Source organism: Streptomyces sp. NPDC032822, from assembly GCF_055578825.1.
Window position 1 is genome coordinate 51,946 of sequence record NZ_JBVIOL010000003.1, and the last position, 18,016, is coordinate 69,961.

An 18,016-nucleotide genomic window follows, 5' to 3' on the forward strand; every position below is an offset into this window, starting at 1 on the left:
GACGGCGACGGGGCGGCCGGCCCGCCCGAACCGGGCGGCAGCCGGGCGGCCCCCGCACCTGAACCCGCCTGTGGCCGGACGTCCCGCACTCCCGAACCGGGCCTTCACCGGGCGATCTCCTTCAACGTGACGGACTCTCCGGGCTTCAGGCGCACGGTCAGGTCCCTGCCACCGTACGCGACCGTCGTGGTCCGGCCGCCGACGCTGCGGATCCGTACCCAGGTCGGTTCTCCGTCCTGCCAGCGCAGGTCGACGACGAAGCCGCCGCGGGCACCGGCCCCGGTCAGGGAGCCGGACTCGGCCCAGGCGTCGGGCAGGGCCGGAAGGAGTTCGATGTGGCCCGGGCGGGAGTACAGCAGCATCTCGATCATCGCCGCCGGGGTGCCGAGGTTGGCGTCGATCTGGAAGATGCCCCGGCCCCGCGACACCTCGTAGATGTCGAAGAGGTTGGGGGCGGTGCCGTTGCCGCCGCCGGTGGACGGGCGCAGGTTGTTGACGACCAGCCGGTACGCCTTCTCCGCGTTCTTCAGACGGGCCCAGCACAGCCCGCGCCAGGCGTTGGCCCAGCCGAAGCTGTCCATGCCGCGGGCGGTGAGCAGGGCGGCGGCACCGGCGACGAGGGCGGCGGGGGTGGAGCCGTCGGGACGGATGCGGTCGCCGGGGAACAGACCGACGAGTGGGGACAGGTGGCGGTGGGTGGTCTCGCCGAGGTCGTCGGGGGACATCCACTCCTGCAGCCGGCCCGTCGTCGGGCTCACCTGCGGCAGGTACAGCCTGCGTCGCAGCGCGGCGACGGTGTCGGCGTAGCCGGCGTCCCTCTTCAACTCGGCAGCGGCCGTGCAGTAGGTGCCGAACAGCGCCCACACCAGTTCCTGGGCGTAGGTGATGCCCTTCGCGTCGAGCGGTCCGTGTTCCGGCGACCAGTCGCTGTCGGCGATCAGGACCTCCCGCGAGGTGCCCGGCAGGGTCGTGGTGAGCAGTCGCGCCTCCCAGAACTCGCAGGCGCCCTTCAGCAGGGGGTAGATCCGCTTCAGGTGAGTGGTCGCGCGGGTGAACTCGTAGTGCTCCCACAGCGTGGCGCACAACCAGGCGTTGCCCGCCGGATGCCACCACCAGCCGTTGCCGCCATGGGGGTTGGTGGAGATGGCGACGGTCCACCCGGCGTTCTTCCCGCTGGAGTTGCGGTAGCGGTTGCGCGGGTCGTCGAAGTGTCTTCGGGTGAGGTCCGTCCAGGACGGCAGTTGGGCCAGGCAGTAGTCGGTGAGCGCGTCGAAGCAGCTGGACAGGCCCGCCCGGTCGGCCATCCAGTAGTTCATCTGGAGGTTGATGTCGGTGTGGTAGTCGCCCATCCAGTCGGGGTCGTTCCCGTCGAGCCACAGTCCCTGGAGGTTGAGCGGCAGACTGCCCCGCGACCCGGAGATCATCAGGTAGCGGCCGAACTGGAGGTAGGCGGCCTCCAGTTCGGGATCGGGCACGTCGTCCCGGGCCCGCGCGCGCAGTCGCTCCCAGGTGTCCAGGGAGCGCTGCCGGGCCGAGGAGGTTCCGAGGCTGACGTCCAGCTGCCCGTACAGGGCGCGGTGGTCGGCGACATGGGTGCGCAGCAGGACGCCCGCGGGGTGCGCGGCGGCGGCGCGGACCTTGGCGCGGGCCAGTCGCTCCGGGTCGAGGGAGGGGTCGCGGTAGTGGGTGGCCGCGTCGGGCTTGTAGTTGGTGCCGCCACTCACCACCACGGTGAGTTCCCGGCAGCCGGCGAAGGAGACGCGTGCCCCGTCGACGGCCACCCGGCCGCCGCCGCCGTATGCCGTGACCGCGGCGCCGTAGCGCAGACCGCCCGCCAGGGTCGCGCCGAAGGACGTCGCCGGGTCCTCGCCGTGGGTGCCCGCCAGGGTGACGGTGCCGGTGTGACGGCCGCCGCCGCTCTGCGTGAAGTGCAGCACGATCACGTCGTCGGGGCGGCTCGCGAAGATCTGCCGGCGGTAGGTCACCCCGGAGCGCACGTACGACGTCGTCAGCACGCCCTGGTCCAGGGCGAGGGCGCGGCGGTAGCCGGAGACGGTGGACAGGTCGTGGTCGGGGAGTTCGACGGTGAGGCGGGCCAGCAGGGTGAAGGAGCCGAAGTCGTCGCGGTCGTAGGGGAACTGGCCGTCGGCGTCGAGGGAGTCGTTGAGGCCGCCGGTCCACATCGTGGCGTCGGTGATCAGCAGGACCTCGCGGCCGGGGTCGTTGCTCGCGAGGGCGCCGAGGCGGCCGTTGCCGACGGGCAGGCCCTGTTCGATCATCGAGCCGTCGTCGGCGGGGGCCTGCCACCACAGTTCGTGGCGCGCGTCGCCTTCGGGCTCGGGTGAGTCGGCGGGTCGCCGCGGGGCGGCGGTGGCGTGGTACGTCGGCAGGGCGGCGAGGGTGCCGGTCGTCGCGGCGAGGGCGAGGAGGTCGCGTCTGGGGGGCCGGCCCGGCGGGCGGTCGATGTCCATGGAGGGCTCCTGGGAGGGGGTCAGGACGACTTCGGGACGTCGATGCGGTCGAGGTCGGGGGCGTATCCCGTGCCGCTGTCGAAGGTGATCGTGTTGCTGCCCGCCTTCAGGCCGACCGGCACGCCGACCGTGCCGGTGGTTCCCCAGTCGCCGGTGGAGGGGAGTTTGTGGCGGGTGGTGGCGCCGGTGTTGGCGGAGACGTCGACCGAGCGGGCATCACCGCTCACATAGGCGATCTTGATCCAGTAGGTGCCTGCCCGAGCGACGACGACGTCGTTGAAGCGGAGCTTGCCGCCGAGGTAGAGGTTGCCGACCTTCTTGCCGCCGGAGCAGGCCGCGCAGTCGGTGGGCGTGGCGTTGCCGCTCAGGGTGTTCGCCGGGGACTCGGCCTCATAGGCGGTCGTGGTGAGCGCGCTGCCGTGCGGGGTGACGGTGAACAGCCGTGAGCCGTGGGCGGGCAGGGCCTGGGTGACCTTGTTCCGGTACGGGCCGAGGTTCTCGTGGTTCCAGAGGTCGCGGACGGCCGCCCTGCCGGTGAAGCCGAGGGTGCTCCAGTCTGCTGTGACCGCGGCGGGCCTGTCGGCGAGGTTGAACAGGGCGACGGTGTAGGTGCCGTCGGGGTTCTTCGCCGCCCACACCTGCTGGGGGTCGGAGGCGGTGACGGGGCGCGCGGGCGGGGTGTCGCCCTGGTTGGCCGCGATGACCTCGCGGTTGGTCAGCAGGGACAGCCCGTAGGAGTCGAGGCGGGTGAGGTCGTCGCCGGTGTAGAGGGGGGACTTGGCGATGGCCCACAGGGTGGCGTAGCTCTGCCGTTCGGCCTTGGTCAGGCCGTCCATCTCGCCGTTGCCGACGTCGAGGGAGTCGAGGTCGTTCCAGCCGCCCGGGCCGGCGTGCCGGGTCCAGGCCGGGGCGTCGTCCCAGCGGTCGTCGACGGAGTTCTCCCAGCTGACAAGGGTGTTGCAGTAGCACTCGACGTCGGTGTCGATGCGCCAGCCCTGGGAGTACCTCTTCCAGTCGGCGGCCCGGCCGATGTCGAGGGACCAGGAGACCTCCAGGTGGATCGGGCGGCCCGCGGCGGCGATGGCCCGCTGCCAGGCGGCCACGTCGGCAACGTTGTCGTACTGGTCGCCGCTCTTGCCGGATCCGGGGCCGACGCCGTCGAGTTTGAGGAAGTCGTAGCCCCAGTCGGCGAACAGCCGCGCCTGGGAGTCGATGTACTTCTGGGCGCAGGGGCGGGAGAAGTCGATCTTGTAGGCGCTGTCCCAGCCGTTGGTGGTGCGCAGGTCGCCGTGGACGATGTCGGCGGTGGTGCAGCCGTCGGCGTTCCACAGGGGCGTCTTCCCGTCGTTGTACGCCTCCTTCTGCAGGCCGACGGGCAGGTAGATGCCGGCCTTGAGGCCCTTGGCGTGGATGCGGTCGGCCACGGCCTTCATGCCGCTGGGGAAGCGGACCGGGTCGGGCCGCTGGCGCCCGTACCGGTCGAACCCGGGCTTCCAGGCGTTGTCCATCCACCAGCCGGCGTCGATGTTGACGTACTCGTAGCCGTACTTCTTGAGCTTGGCGGCGAGCGCGTTCGTCTGCTTGAGGACGTTCGCCTCGGTCAGGTAGCTGTAGTCGCCGTCCGGGTTGAGGCCGGGGTACTTGGACGACTGCATGCTCCAACTCGACCAGCCCATATAGGGCTTGGCGGCGAGTGCGGGCGCGGAGTCGGCGGCGTGGGCGGCCGGGGCGGTGGTGGCGAGGCCCGCGGCGAGGGCCAGGACGACCGTCGCTCTCAGGGCGCGTGCGGGCAGGACGGAGTACGAGGATGACCGCATGGGTCGTACCTCCCGGGTCGGCTCTGCGGGTGGGTGTGGCGGGGCCTGTCCGGCGGATCAGGCTCTAGGTGTCGGCTCGGATGAAGGACTGGATCGCGGTGGCCGCGGCCCCGCGCGCCCACTCCTCGAAGGGCAGCGGGCGGGTTTGGACGTCGCACTGCGCGGCGGAGCCGAAGGCGGTCGCGGCGAAGGCGTCGCGGATCTGTTCGGCGAACAGGTCGTGGGCGGCCAGGCCCTCGCCGGAGATGATCACGCGCTCGGGGCCGAGCAGGTTGGCCACGGTGGCGATGCCGCGGCCGATCGCCTCGCCGGCGCGCGCGTAGGCCTCGCGGGCGCCGGGGACGCCCTGCCGGGCGAGCCGTACGGCCTCCGCGGTGTCGGTGACGTCGACGCCCGTGCTCTCGCGGATCCGCCGGAGGATCGCGGCGTCCCCCGCGATGGCCTCCACGCAGCCGCGGTTGCCGCAGTGGCATCGGGGGCCGGCCGGGTCGACGGTCACATGGCCGATCTCGCCGGCCACACCGTGCGCTCCGGAGACCACCCGGCCGTGCACGACGAGGCCGCAGCCGATGCCGGCGCCGACGGTCACCACGGCGAAGTCGGACAGGCCCGCGCCCGCGCCGAACCACTGCTCGGCCACGGTGAGCGCGCGGACGTCGTTGTCGACGGTGACCGGCAACCCCGTGGTGGTGGCGGCGAGTTCGGCGAGCGGGACGTCGCGCCACTCCAGGAAGGGCGAGTAGCGGACGACACCTGTGCCCCGGTCGACGTCGCCGGACACGGCGATCCCGAGCCCCAGGACGCCCGCGCCGAGGCCGTCCGCCTCGGCCAGCAGCTCCTGGACGACGTCGCCGGTCGCGGTCAGCACCACCTTGAGGTCACGGTCCGTCAGCGGCAGGTGGCGGGCGGCGCGGATCCGGCAGCACAGGTCGGTGAGCACGCCGATGATCTCGTCGCCGGTCACCTTGATCCCGAGGAACAGCGCCCGACCGCCGTCGACCCGCACCAGGTTCGCGGGCCGGCCGAGTGCGGGGCGGGCCTCCTCGTCGGCGTCCTCCACCAGGTATCCGGCCTCGATCAGGGGCCGGACCACCTTGGTGACGGCGGCCGGCGACAGACCGGCCCGCCGGGCCACCTCCAGGCGCGTGAGGGGGCCTTGGGACAGCACGGTGGTGAAGATCTGTGCGGCGGCCGGGGTGTTGACGGGGAACGTCTCGGCGCGATGGGTCAGGCGCATGGCCGGGAACTTAGGGGGGTTCTTTTCCGACGTCAATAAAAGAAGCAGGATTCGATCCACCGACGATCCCCCGACCCCTCGGAGCGAAATGGCCGGTTTTTGAGCATTAAGCAGTAATACTGCCCGGATATGACGCACCGACAGAAACAGGAGAGCACGCGCATGGCATCAGCAACGGTGCGCAGGGGCACGGTGGTGGGGACGGTTCTGCTGTCACTGCTGGCGGTGCCCGCGCATGCCGCACCCCGGGAATCGACGGCCGCCGGGACCACCGGCGTCGGCACGCTGCCCGCACCCGACCTCACCGGCCTGCGCGAGGTCCTGCGCACGGCACTGAAGCAGGGCGCGCCCGGCGCGATGGCGCGGATCGACGACGGCGGCACGGTCCGGCTGGCCGGCGCGGGAGTCGCCGACCGGAAGACCCGGCGGGCCATCGGCAAGGCCGACCGCTTCCGCATCGGCAGTGTCACCAAGGTCTTCACCGCGACGGTGCTGCTGCAACTGGTCGACGAGAAGAAGCTCAAGCTCGACGCGCCGGTCAACCGCTACCTGCCGGGGCTGTTGCCCGACGGCCGGATCACGGTGCGGCACGTGCTCAGCCATCGCAGCGGGCTCTACGACTACACCAACGACATGTTCGCCAGGACGGTCCCCGGGTTCGAGGCGGTCCGCACCAAGGTCTTCACGCCCCGCCAGTTGGTCGACCGGTCGCTGCGCCGGCCGCGGACCGGCACGCCGGGCGCCGCCTACTCGTACTCCAACACCAACTTCGTCATCGCGGGGATGCTGGTCGAGAAGTTGACCGGCCGGTCCGTGCGGACCGCCTACCAGGACCGGATCATCGAGCCGCTGAAGCTGCGCGACACCTTCTACGTCCACCCGGGCACGAAGATCCCCGGCCGTCACGTCCGCGGCTATCTCACCCCGGACCAGCCGGGCGCCGCGCTGGTCGACGCCACCCGGCAGACGGCGTCCTGGGCCCAGGGAGCCGGCGCGCTCATCTCCAGCACCCGGGACCTCAACACCTTCCTCACCGCCCTGCTCGACGGCCGGCTGACCTCGGCCGCGCAACTGGCGCAGATGCAGCGGTGGGTGCCGGCGGGCGGCAACCAGTCCTACGGGCTCGGCCTGCGACGCCGCACTCTGTCGTGCGGAGTGTCGGTGTACGGCCACACCGGCGCCGTCCAGGGCTACTACACGTACGCCTTCGCCTCGAAGAGCGGGCGGCGCAGTCTCAGCGCGGTCGCCAACACCTCCAACAACGGCACGGTCCTCAACACGATGCTGGGCACCCTGGAGTCGGCGTTCTGCGGCAAGCGGACGAAGGCGACGGGGGTGGCGCGCGGTGCGGTCGCACCGGTGGAGCGGCACGAGGACATGGCTCCGGGGATCACCCTGGACCGACGATGAGCCAGGTCGGCGGGGCGAACCGGCCGGGCGGTCGGGCGCTCGGCGAGTACGGCGTCGTGCGGCCGGTGGTACGAACTGTGCGGCCGGTGGTACACCGGGGCGCGCGGGGAACCCTCGCGCGGTGACGCACGTTGTCCGGACGACCCCTCAGGGGTACCGGACGACGACATCAGGGCGGCACGATGAGCGAGTTGATCCCCGGGGGCAACCTGCCCCTCCCGGGCGGTGCCTTGACCGTCCGGGTTCCCGGCCCCTTCGACGTGTCGGCGCTCATCACGGACGAGAGCGGCAAGGTCCGGGGCGACGGCGACTTCGTCTTCTACAACCAGCCGACCGCTCCCGGCGCGCGCCTCGACGGCGACACGCTGACCGTCGACCCGGCGAGGCTGCGGGCCGGGGCCCGGCGGGTCACGGTGGTCGTCAGCCCCTCGGACACCACCACTTCGCTGGGCCGGCTGCCCGCCCCCACGCTCCAGGTCACCGGCCCGGGCGGCCTCCCCCTCGCCCGGTTCGCACCACCGCGCCCGCGCCAGGAGTCCGTGCTGCTGCTCGCGGAGATCTACCGCCACGGCGACGGCTGGAAGCTGCGCGCCCTGGGGCAGGGGTACGCCGACGGCCTGGCGGGCCTGGCCCGCGACTTCGGGGTCGCCGTCACCGACGACACACCGGCGCCGACCGCCGTCTCCGCCGCGACCCGGCAGGCATCGCACGCTCCCTCACCGATCGCCCCCTCGGCACCGCGTACCTTCTCGCCCGCCCGCCCCGCACCTCACCCACCCGTGCCCACCCCCGCCGCCCTCTCCCCCGACCCCGGCGGCTTCCTCGGCCTGGTCAACTCGGCGCGGGCCGCCGCCGGTTCGCCACCGGTCACCCTCGACGCCCGTCTCACCGACGCGGCGGGCGCCCACGCGTCCGCGATGGCCTCGGCCGGGCGGCTCGGCGCCGAGGGCGCGGACGGCGTCTCCGTGCACCAGCGCGTCACCGCCGCCGGATACACGTACGTGACGGTCGGCGAGCACCTGGTCTCCGGCCCGCGCACACCCGCCGAGTTCGTGGCGTACTGCCTGCGGAGCGAACAGCCCCGGCGCACGCTGCACGACCCGGCCTTCACCCACGCGGGCCTCGGGTATGTCACCGACTCCCGCTCGGGCGACACCTACTGGACCGCGCTCTGGGCGAGGCCGCTCACGCCCGCCGAGCTGGCGCGGGCGCAGGCCGAGGTCGTCGAGCTGACCAACCGGGAGCGGGCCCGCGCGGGGCTGGCGCCGCTCGCGGTGGATCCGCTGCTCGGCACCGCGGCACAGGCGTACAGCACCGACATGGCGGCCCGCGCCTTCTACTCCCACACCTCCCCCGAGGGCACCCAGCCCTGGGACCGGGCCGCCGCCGCGGGCTCCACCCGGCGCTCCATCGGCGAGAACATCGCCTGCGGCCAGCGCTCCCCCACCGAGGTCGTGGAGGGCTGGATGAACAGCCCGGGGCACCGCGCCAACATCCTCAAGCCGTCCTTCACCCACCTCGGCGTCGGATTCGCGGGCGGCGGCCCGTCGGGCACCTACTGGACACAGCTCTTCGGCGCCTGATCTTGGCGGAACGCCTTCCTCCGGGAAAGGATGCCCGCATGAAGGGTGACCTCTTTTCCAGTGAGCACATGGTCCAGCCGGCCACCGCGCCGGGCATGACGGTCGAGAACTCCAAGTGCATCCGGTACACGGTGCACGACGAGATGCTCGCCCGGCAGGGGGCGATGGTCGCCTACCGCGGCAATCTCCAGTTCGAACGCAAGGGCCAGGGCGTGGGCGGCATGCTCAAGCGCGCGGTCACCGGGGAGGGGCTGCCCCTCATGGCGGTGCGCGGGCAGGGGGAGGCCTGGTTCGCGCACGAGGCACAGAACTGTTTCGTCGTCGAGATCGACCCCGGCGACGAGTTCACCGTCAACGGCCGCAACGTCCTGTGTTTCGACGCCTCGTTGACGTACCGCATCGCCACCATGAAGGGCGCCGGCATGACCGGTGCCGGCCTGTTCAACAGCGTGTTCACCGGGCACGGCAAGCTGGGCCTGGTGTGCGACGGCACTCCGCTGGTCATTCCGGTCGGGCCGCAGTACCCGGTGTACGTCGACACGGACGCGGTGGTCGGCTGGACGGCGGGGCTCAACACCTCGCTGCACCGTTCGCAGTCCATCGGGTCGATGCTGCGCGGCGGGTCCGGCGAGGCCGTGCAGTTGATGCTCCAGGGCGAGGGCTTTGTCGTGGTGCGGCCGAGCGAGGCGACGCCTCAGAAGACCCAGCAGCACTGAGCCCGTGCAGCGGTCACCGAGCCTCTTGAAGTGATCTGCGCCTCACGAGCAACCCGTTCGCCTCCGTCAACGTCTTGATCGGCAACAGACCACGCCCCGACCTTTGGGCCGGGGCTGGTTTTCGACGCGCTATACACGCAGCGTATACACGTCATGCATAGATGCCGTGTAGAGATCGTGTGCATATGGACGAAAGGCATGCATGTACGGCAAGGCATTCGCCCCCGAGTACCAGGGCGCCCTCACGACCCTGTCCGTGAACTCCTCGCTCACCGACGTCCTGGCCGCCGGCACCGAGCAGTTGAGGGCCGCCGAGCGGGCCGGGCAGCACGGGGAGGCGGCACGTTCCGGACTCGCGGTCGCCGAGGCGCACCGCAGGCTGGGCCGGATCGGGGAGGCGGACCGGGCCTGGAAGGCGAGTTACCGTGCGGCCCGCGCGGCCGGGGACACCGCGGCGATGGCCTGGGCCCTGTGGAGCGGCGGCACCCTGGCCCGGCAGCGCGGCTCCCTCGCACTGGCCCGGCGGCTGCTGGAACTCGCGGCCGAACTGGGCGACCGCGGCGGCGATGTCGTCGTCCGCGGCTACTCCTTGGCCGGCCTGGCCGAGACCGGCCGTATCCAGGGTGACTACGAGGCCGTGGGCCGGCTGCACGAACAGCTCCTCGCCGAGGCCCGCCGCCGCGGCGAGGCGCGGCACACGGTGTGGGCGCTGGAGGGCATAGCGCAGATGCACCGCAACACGGGCTCCTACGACACGGCGTACGAGATGTTCGAGGAGGCGGCCGGTATCGCCGCCCGCGCCGAGGACCGGCGCGGACACGCCTGGGCGCTGCGCGGGCTCGCCGACGTCGTCTCGGTGCGCGACGGCGACACCGGGCGGGCGCTCTCCCTGCTGTCCGAGGCGGAGACGACCTGCCGGGCGATGAAGCTGTCCAGCGCGCTGGCGTACAACCACAAGATGCGCGGCAACGTCTTCTACCGTGCCGGGCGCTACGCCGAGGCCCGGGACATGTACGAACAGGCGCTGGCGGAGTTCCGTGAGATGAGCGAGCCACGCGGCGAGGCGCTGGCCCGCCTCGGCCTGGCGAAGGCACTGGCGCGTCTGGGCCGCGATCCGTCCGAGACGGCCGCCGAACTGTCCGACCTGGCCGGCGTGTTGGAGCGGATCGGCCTGCGCCACGCCCGGGCCATGGTGGCGCGGGCCCAGGAGGAGTTCGGGCTGCGGGCGGAGGTCGTACGGTGACGACTCTGACGTCGGCGATCGCCGCGCCCGAAGTCCTCGACCGTTGCCGCGCGCTGGTGCGGCCCGCGCTGCGGGAGGCCGTGGGGCGGATGCATCCGTGGGTCGGCGAGATGGCCGCGTACTCCTTCGGCTGGTGCGAGGTCGGTGGCACGCCCGCCGTCGCGTCCGGCGGCAAGGGACTGCGGCAGGCCCTCGCGGTGCTGGGCGCGGAGGCGGCCGGTGCCCCCGGAGAGGCCGGGGTGCCCGCGGCGGTCGCGGTGGAGCTGGTGCACACCTTCTCCCTGCTGCACGACGACATCATGGACGGCGACGCGGACCGGCGCCGCCGCCCGGCCGTGTGGAAGGCGTACGGCACCGGCCCGGCGGTCCTCGCGGGCGACGGCCTGTTCGCGCTGGCCGTCGAGACGCTCGCCGCGACCGCGACGGGCCCCGGCGCCCTGCGCCTGCTGTCCGCCGCGCTGGGCGACCTGGTGCACGGACAGGCCGACGACCTGCTCTTCGCCCACCGTCCGTGGACCGGGCCGGGCCGGGTCCGGCCCGGTGAGTACCGCACGATGGCCGAGCACAAGACCGGCGCGCTGCTGGGCTGCGCCGCCGCGCTGGGCGCCCTGCTCGGCGGAGCGCCGCCGGCCACGGTCGCCGCCCTCGACCGCGCCGGACGGCATCTCGGGATCGCGTTCCAGACGGTCGACGACATGCTGGGGATCTGGGGCGACCCGGCGGTCACCGGCAAGCCCGTCCACGGCGATCTGCGGGAGGGCAAGAAGACGTTCCCGGTGCTCGCGGCGCTCGACGCGCCCACCCCGGTGGCCGGGCGGCTCGCCGCCCTCCTGGAATCCGCCGGGGAGCCCGCGGAGGCGGCCGCGCTGATCGACGCGGCGGGCGGCCGGGCGGCGGCGCTGGCCGAGGCACGCCGCCATCTCACCGCCGTGGAGACGGCGCTCACCGGCGTGCCGCTGGCGGCGGGAGCCGCGGCCGAGCTGCGGTCGCTGCTGGACCACCAGATGCGGCGCGAAGTCTGAGAAAACGGCTGCTCCGCGCAACTCCGGTCATTCACAGGGCAGTTCTTACTGACCAGTCGTACAGCGGATGAACAAAAGAAAAGAGACGTGGTTCAGTCGGGAATTCGTTGAACACTTACCGCCGCAAGCGCCGTACCTCTGGGAAAGGTGAGAGCCAGGGGTTCAGCGAGGGATGACCATGGTCAAGGCGCACGTCACCACACACGAGTTGGTTGCCGGACGGTACCGGCTCCTGGAGGTCCTCCACCGCGAGACGAACCGCATCTGCTGGTACGGCGAGGACACCCAGGCGGAACGGCCCTGCCTGCTCACCCAGATCGGGCTGCCGTCCGACCCGGACGGGGAGAGCGTCCTGCGGGCCACCGCTCGGGTCATCCGTATGTCGGAGACCATGGGCATGCTCTCCCCCGGCCGGGTCGCGCCGGTCGTCGACGCCGGGGTGGAGGACGACACGCTGTGGACGGTCACCGACTGCATCGACGGCATCCCCCTCGGTGAACTCGTCGGCAGGCAGGGCACGTTCACCTATGTACGGGCGGCACGGATCGGCCTGCAGCTGCTCGACATACTGGAGGCCGCGCACGGCGAGGGCATCACGCACGGTGAACTCAGTCCGGGACAGGTGTTCGTACGGGAGGGGGGCTCGGTCGTCGTCACCGGTTTCGGCCTGGCCGGCGCCACCCTCGCACCCCGGATCACGGTGCCGTCGTACGCCTCCCCCGAGCAGGCCCGCGACGAACGCATCGGGCCGGCCGCCGACCTGTGGGCCCTGGGCGCGATCCTCTACATGATGGTCGAGGGCCGTCCGCCCTACCGTGACCGGGACCGGCCCGAGGCGACCCTGAAGGGCGTGGACCGGCTGCCCCTGCGGACGCCGGTGCGGGCCGGGCCGCTCGCCCCGACCATCCAGGGACTGCTGCGCAAGAACAGCCGGGAACGCCTGACCCGCCCGGTGGTGCGCGAGGCGCTCGTCCGCGTCCTGAAGGACGACGCCGACACGGCCATGAGCGAGACGGGCCGGCCGCGGCTGCGCGGGAGGTACGCGGCGGGCCCCGGCTGGAGCAGGCGCACCATGGTCGGGGGAACGGCGCTGGCCGTCGTCGCGGTCGCCGTCTCCGTCCTCGCCGTGACCCGTCAGCTGCCCGGCACCAACACCTCCGCGAGCGACACGGCGCCCACTCCGTCCCCCTCCGCCTCGGCCGTCGCGCCGGGTGGCCGCCCCGGAGGACAGACCTCCCCGCCGCAGGCCACGCCGAGCCCCACAGCGCCGACCACACCGGCGGCCACTCCCTCCTCGACGCCGTCGACGAGCCCGCCGGGCGACGGGCTGCCTGCCGGATTCCGCGTCTACCGCTCCCCCGAGGGCTTCTCCGTGGCCCTTCCCAAGGGCTGGAAGGCGCTGAACACCACGCGTATGTCCGACCTCGCGTACCGGGTGACCCTCGGCGCGAAGGACGACCCGCGCACGCTCGCCATCACCTACAGCGAGCGGGTCGGCGACGACCCCGTCGCGGTCTGGCGTGACGACGTCGAGCCGGGCCTCAAGAGCTCCTCCGGAGACTTCCGGCGGATCGGTGAGATCCGCGCGACGACGTACCGGGGGAAGAAGGCCGCCGACATGGAGTGGCTCATCGACGACTCCGAGGGGACCCGCGTGCGCACGTTCGGCCGCGGCTTCCTCATCGGCGAAGGGCGTGGCTACTCACTGCGGTGGACGACCCCGGCCGCGGACTGGAACGACACCGCGAACAAGGAGGCCCTGGACACGTTCTTCGAGACGTTCCGGCAGCCCTCGGAGTGAACTCGGCGCCCTCATCCTGAACTCGGCGCCCTCATCCTGAACTCGGCGCCCGCATCGACCGGAGCCGCCGTCCGTGCAGGGGCTCCGTACGCCAACGGGCCGTGCAGGTCCGGTCCGGGAGCGAGCACCTCACCACCAGGCGGTGCGGGGTCTCCAGGAAGACCACGTCGGCGACCAGGGTGTCCGCGTCGGTCCAGCCCCCGCTGACGGCGACCGGGACCGCCCCCTCCTCGACCGTCCAACCGCCGTTCCCGAGCGGCAGATCCAGCCGATCGCCGTCCTCGACGAGCGTCAGACGCCAGCCCTCCCCCGCCGACGCGACCTCGACGGTGCTCCCGGCACGCAGCGCCCCGCCCTCGGCGTCGTCCTGGACGAATACGGCACCCGACCAGGCCTCCGCCCGCTCCGGTGGCGCCGGCTTGCCCGGGGCGTGCGGCAGCGTCAGCCGGGCCAGCCGCTCGGCCAGGGCCGTGTCCGCCGCCTCCCGGCCGGCCAGCGGTCCGGACCCGCAGGCGGCCGGCAGATGCTCCCAGGCCAGATCCAGCACCTTCTGCATGTCCTCGCTCGCCGAGGTCATCGCGACCACCATGTCGTGCTCGGGCAGCACCAGGCAGTACTGCCCGTACGCCCCGTCGCCGCGGTAGCCGTGCCGGGAGCGCCAGAACTGGAAGCCGTAGCCCCGCCGCCAGTCCGCCGTGTTCGTGTCGGTGGTCTCGATGTGCACGCGGGTCGCCTCGGCCGCCCAGCCCTCGGGCAGCAGCCGTCCGCCCTCCCACACCCCGTCGCGCAGGTACAGCAGCCCGAACCGGGCGATGGCCTCGGTGGTGGCGTGCAGGCCGCTGAATCCCAGCTCGCGGCCCGCCCGGTCCCTGGTCCACGCCACCTCGCCGATGCCCAGCGGATCCAGCAGCCGGGGCCGCAGATACGCGCTCAGCGACTGGCCGGTCACCCGCTGGAGAATCGCGCCGAGCGTGTACGTGGCCGGCTGGTTGTACGCGAACACGGTCCCCGGATCCCGGTCCGGCGGCAGCAGCAGAAAGCCGCGGACCAGCTCGTCCGGGTCCAGTGCGCGGGCCCGCTCCAGGGTCTCGTCCTCGTGGCCGCTGGCCATGGACGCCACATGCCGCACGAGCATCGCGCGGCTGCGCGGGTCGGTGATGTCGGCCTCGAACTCCGGGAAGTACGAGAGCACCGGATCGTCCAGCCCGATGAGTCCCTCGGCGAGGGCGAACCCCGCGGCCGTCGAGGTGAAGCTCTTGCTCAGGGAGTAGAGGAGATGGAGACGGTCCGGGGTGTACGGCGCCCACCAGCCGGACGCCACCACGTGGTCGTGCCGCAGGATCACCAGCCCGTGCGGCTCGATGCCCGGCGCGGCCTCGACGGCGTCCAGGAAGGCCTGGACACCCGACGCGTCGACGCCCTGTGCGGCGGGGGTGCTCGTGGGCAGGGAACGCAGGGGAGGACGGCCGGTAGTCATACGGGCATCCTCTCGCGCGGCCCCGCCGTGATCCAGAGGGCCACGATCGGCCCGTTTTCCCCGCCGCCGAACGGGGACCCGCCCCTTATGGTGCAAATCGGATACACGATGATGACCGAACAGGCTGGCCCCCGTGAGCTCGTCGACCATGTGGTCCGGGCCGAGGCGGCGGGCTACGACTTCTCGGTGACCTCGGACCACTACTTCCCCTGGCTGCGCGCGCAGGGGCACTCCCCGTACGCGTGGAGTGTGCTGGGCGCCGCCGCCCAGGCCACCTCGCGCATCCCGCTGATGACGTACGTCACGTGTCCCACCGTCCGCTATCACCCGGCGGTCGTGGCGCAGAAGGCCGCGACGATGCAGCTGCTGGCGGAGGGTCGGTTCCGGCTGGGTCTCGGCTCGGGCGAGAACCTCAACGAACACGTGGTGGGCGGCGGTTGGCCGTCCGTCGACGTCCGGCACGAGATGCTGGAAGAGGCCGTGGAGATCATCCGGGCACTCTTCGAGGGCGGCCATGTGAACCACCGCGGCACGCACTTCGACGTCGAGTCGGCCCGGTTGTGGGACCTGCCGGACGAGCCGCCGCCCATCGGCATCGCCGTCTCCGGCGAACGGTCCTGCTCCCTCGCGGGCCGGCTGGCCGACCTGGTCATCGCCACCGAGCCCAAGGCGGAACTCCTCGACGCCTTCGACCGGCACGGCGGCGCGGGCAAGCCGCGCGTCGGTCAGCTGCCGGTCTGCCACGACCCGGACCGGGACGCCGCCGTCCGGCGTGCCCACGCGCAGTTCCGCTGGTTCGGCAGCGGCTGGAAGGTCAACTCCGAGCTGCCCCACCCCGACTCCTTCGACGCGGCCACCCAGTTCGTCACACCCGACGATGTCGCCGACTCGATCCCGTGCGGCGACGACCCGGAGGACTTCGTCGAGGCGGTACGCCCGTACGCGGAGGCCGGCTTCACCGAGATCGCGCTGGTGCAGATCGGCGGGGACTCACAGCCGGCGTATCTCGACTGGGCCGAGAAGACCCTGCTGCCGGCGCTGCACGACGCGTTCGACTGACCGGGCCCGGGCTGCCGAGGTGACGCGCGCGGGTGCCATAGGCTTCCGAGCCGCACCTTGTGCGGTCCGACCGGCCTGACCAGGAGAATCACCCGTGACCCTTGCGATCGTCCCCTCCGAGACGTCCCCCGTGCCCCTGTCCGACCTCGTGGCGCGGGACGCCCGCGAGTTCGGCGTCTACGCGCGGACCGGAGGGTGGACCTTCGGCCTGATGGTGGCGCGCAGCGTGCGGCCCGGCGGCCAGGGCGCGGACGAGACACCGAAGGTGTCGGCGAAGGAGTTCGCCGAGCTGGCGGGCTGCTCGCCCGAGCGCGTGATGCGCTACTACAAGGCGTGGGACCGGGCCGCCGACGACGGTCTCGTGCCGCACTTCGAGGCGCTGGCGCCGGGCCAGGAGGTGGAGCTGCCGGACGCCGAGGTGTGGCTCGCCTACTACGTCTCCCGCAACAGCGCGACGTCGGAGCGCGGCACCGCCATCACGGAGGCCGCCGAGGCGGAGGGCATCCGCCCGACCAAGGCGCTGGAGGTCGCCGAGAACCCGACCGCGCTGCGCGCCGCGATCCTCGCCGACCCCTCCACCGCCCGCGCGGCCCGCAGCGCCCTCCTGGACCGGCTGAAGGAGGACCCGGAGCTCCAGGCGGAGCTGGCGCGGGACGTCGTACGCACCGACGACCTGAAGAAGGCCGTCGCCACCGAGAGCCGGGCGGCCGACCGGATCGGCTATGTGCGCCAGATCGCCGAGTCCGGCCAGGTCAAGACCCCCGCCGGGCAGACGATCGACGCTCCCGTCGATCTCCGCCAGGAGGCCGAGCGGCACCTGTCCCTCCTCGACGAGCTGGAGGAGGACGAGGACACCGGCGAGTGGGCGACGGAGGCGTACGACACCATGAAGTCGCTCGTCGTGGAGGCCGTGGAGGCCGATCCCGAACTGCGCGTCCAGGAACGCCGGACGAAGTTCTACAGCAGTCTGCAGCGGGCCACGAAGGTGTTCGAGGAACTCACCTTCGACGACGCCCAGGACTTCTACGAGGACGACATGGTCCAGCGCCTGGAGGATCTGCAGAACGCCATCTCCACGTGCATCACGGCGCTGCGCGGCGCACGCGGAATTCACCCGGAGGGCTGAGCATCTTGTGCATGACGGGGGTACTAGAGGGCACTACGACTGTTCTTTCCGGAGGCCCTCTCGTGAACTCCCTCGTGCACAAGTCCCTCGTCGTACAACTCCAGGCGGGGTCGACGGAGCGCTTCCCGGTGCTCGCCCACCTGAGCTACGACGCGGCGGACCCGTTCGCCGTCACCGCGGTGTTCAGCCATGACGGCCGGGTGCTGGCACGGTGGCGGCTGGACCGGGAGATGCTGGGCGACGGTCTGCGCCGCCCGGTCGGGGTGGGTGACGTTCGCATGGGCCCCGTCTCGACCGGGGTGTGGGAGGAACTGCGCATCGAGTTCCTCGGTGACGCCCGGCCCGACGGCGGCCGGCAGCGCGCGGTGGTCTTCGCCTGGGCCCCGGCGGTCATGACCTTCCTGCGGGAGACCCGCGAGGTCGTGGCGCCGGGGCGGGAGGAGGTCCGGATCGACGACTTCCTCCAAGAGGTCATCGCCGGCGGCTGACGCCGCCGGCCGGGCGAGGTCAGTCGGCGTGACGGTGCCGGATCACCAGGGGTATGACGTACCAGCACAGCAGGTACCAGGTGACCACTCCGGCGACCAGCCAGGGCACGTAGCCGTCATGGGTCGCGACCCGCAGGACGAGCAGCAGCGCGGACGTCATGGTCGCGAGGAGCAGTACCAGGCCGACGAAGGTCAGCCGGGAGGCCCACACGACCGCGTGCGACTTGACCTTGCGTCCCGACACCAGGCGGTGCAGGGACACCGGTCCGATCAGCGCGCCGGTGGCGGCGGCTCCCAGGACGACCGTCACCAGGTAGATCGCCTTGTCCGTGTCCGCCAGGTTGCCGTACTTCGGCGTGAACACGACAGTGAGCAGGAAGCCGAAGAGGATCTGCACGCCCGTCTGGGCGACCCTGACCTCCTGGATCAGTTCAACCCACTTGCGGTCGGCTCTCTCCTCCTCGGTCTCGTCGCGCCCCACCTTGTCCGGGTCCGCCTTGTCCCGGTCCGCTGCGCTGCCCATGACTGACAAGCTTCCTCCCTCAACGGTCCGACCTCGCGTCGTC

The 18,016-nt window shown here is 72.2% G+C and carries 14 protein-coding genes; 9 read left to right on the forward strand and 5 right to left on the reverse strand.

Annotation, left to right across the window (positions count from 1 at the left end):
• Positions 1–104: 104 nt before the first annotated feature.
• From ACZ5VD_RS09355 to ACZ5VD_RS09365, 3 genes are all read right to left on the reverse strand, one after another.
• Complete coding sequence (locus tag ACZ5VD_RS09355) at positions 105–2,471, reverse strand: glycosyl hydrolase family 95 catalytic domain-containing protein (protein WP_468681744.1); 2,367 nt, start codon at positions 2,469–2,471, stop codon at positions 105–107.
• A gap of 20 nt (positions 2,472–2,491) precedes the next feature.
• Positions 2,492–4,288, reverse strand: coding sequence for an alpha-galactosidase D (locus ACZ5VD_RS09360; RefSeq protein ID WP_468681746.1), 1,797 nt, complete (start codon positions 4,286–4,288; stop codon positions 2,492–2,494).
• Between the two features lie 64 nt (positions 4,289–4,352).
• Positions 4,353–5,525 (reverse strand): ROK family transcriptional regulator, encoded by a 1,173-nt coding sequence (locus ACZ5VD_RS09365; protein WP_468681748.1) that lies wholly within the window; start codon positions 5,523–5,525, stop codon positions 4,353–4,355.
• A gap of 162 nt (positions 5,526–5,687) precedes the next feature.
• Here ACZ5VD_RS09365 and ACZ5VD_RS09370 point away from each other — a divergent pair, with 162 nt between their 5' ends.
• From ACZ5VD_RS09370 to ACZ5VD_RS09395, 6 genes are all read left to right on the forward strand, one after another.
• Positions 5,688–6,935 (forward strand): serine hydrolase domain-containing protein, encoded by a 1,248-nt coding sequence (locus ACZ5VD_RS09370; RefSeq protein WP_468681750.1) that lies wholly within the window; start codon positions 5,688–5,690, stop codon positions 6,933–6,935.
• Positions 6,936–7,117: 182 nt separating this feature from the next.
• A complete protein-coding gene (locus ACZ5VD_RS09375; RefSeq protein WP_468681752.1) occupies positions 7,118–8,518 on the forward strand; it encodes a CAP domain-containing protein in 1,401 nt (466 codons plus the stop codon).
• Between the two features lie 38 nt (positions 8,519–8,556).
• A complete protein-coding gene (locus ACZ5VD_RS09380) occupies positions 8,557–9,234 on the forward strand; it encodes an AIM24 family protein (protein WP_468553603.1) in 678 nt (225 codons plus the stop codon).
• Positions 9,235–9,436: 202 nt separating this feature from the next.
• The gene (locus ACZ5VD_RS09385) at positions 9,437–10,477 is read left to right on the forward strand and encodes a tetratricopeptide repeat protein (RefSeq protein WP_468553602.1); all 1,041 of its coding nucleotides are present in this window, start codon (positions 9,437–9,439) and stop codon (positions 10,475–10,477) included.
• Entirely contained in the window at positions 10,474–11,499 is a 1,026-nt protein-coding gene (locus tag ACZ5VD_RS09390; protein ID WP_468553601.1) for a polyprenyl synthetase family protein, read from the forward strand. The genes ACZ5VD_RS09385 and ACZ5VD_RS09390 overlap by 4 nt, the downstream gene beginning before the upstream one ends.
• Positions 11,500–11,671: 172 nt before the next feature.
• Positions 11,672–13,300 carry a serine/threonine protein kinase gene (locus ACZ5VD_RS09395; protein WP_468681754.1) on the forward strand — a complete coding sequence of 543 codons (1,629 nt, stop codon included), beginning with the start codon at positions 11,672–11,674 and terminating at the stop codon, positions 13,298–13,300.
• Between the two features lie 31 nt (positions 13,301–13,331).
• Here ACZ5VD_RS09395 and ACZ5VD_RS09400 read toward each other — a convergent pair whose 3' ends face one another.
• Positions 13,332–14,777, reverse strand: a complete 1,446-nt coding sequence (locus tag ACZ5VD_RS09400; protein WP_468681757.1) for a serine hydrolase domain-containing protein — start codon at positions 14,775–14,777, stop codon at positions 13,332–13,334.
• 87 nt (positions 14,778–14,864) lie between these two features.
• On the opposite strand from ACZ5VD_RS09400, the gene ACZ5VD_RS09405 reads away from it, so the two are divergent.
• The 3 genes from ACZ5VD_RS09405 (at position 14,865) to ACZ5VD_RS09415 (ending at position 17,450) form a co-directional block, all read left to right on the forward strand.
• Positions 14,865–15,836: an LLM class F420-dependent oxidoreductase gene (locus ACZ5VD_RS09405; protein WP_468553598.1), complete on the forward strand. Its 972-nt coding sequence runs from the start codon at positions 14,865–14,867 to the stop codon at positions 15,834–15,836.
• 94 nt (positions 15,837–15,930) lie between these two features.
• Positions 15,931–16,962, forward strand: a complete 1,032-nt coding sequence (locus ACZ5VD_RS09410) for a hypothetical protein (RefSeq protein ID WP_468553597.1) — start codon at positions 15,931–15,933, stop codon at positions 16,960–16,962.
• Between the two features lie 62 nt (positions 16,963–17,024).
• The gene (locus tag ACZ5VD_RS09415) at positions 17,025–17,450 is read left to right on the forward strand and encodes an SsgA family sporulation/cell division regulator (protein ID WP_468553596.1); all 426 of its coding nucleotides are present in this window, start codon (positions 17,025–17,027) and stop codon (positions 17,448–17,450) included.
• Between the two features lie 19 nt (positions 17,451–17,469).
• On the opposite strand, the gene ACZ5VD_RS09420 is transcribed toward ACZ5VD_RS09415, so the two are convergent.
• Positions 17,470–17,973, reverse strand: coding sequence for a DUF6328 family protein (locus ACZ5VD_RS09420; RefSeq protein ID WP_468553595.1), 504 nt, complete (start codon positions 17,971–17,973; stop codon positions 17,470–17,472).
• Between the last annotated feature and the right edge of the window lie 43 nt (positions 17,974–18,016).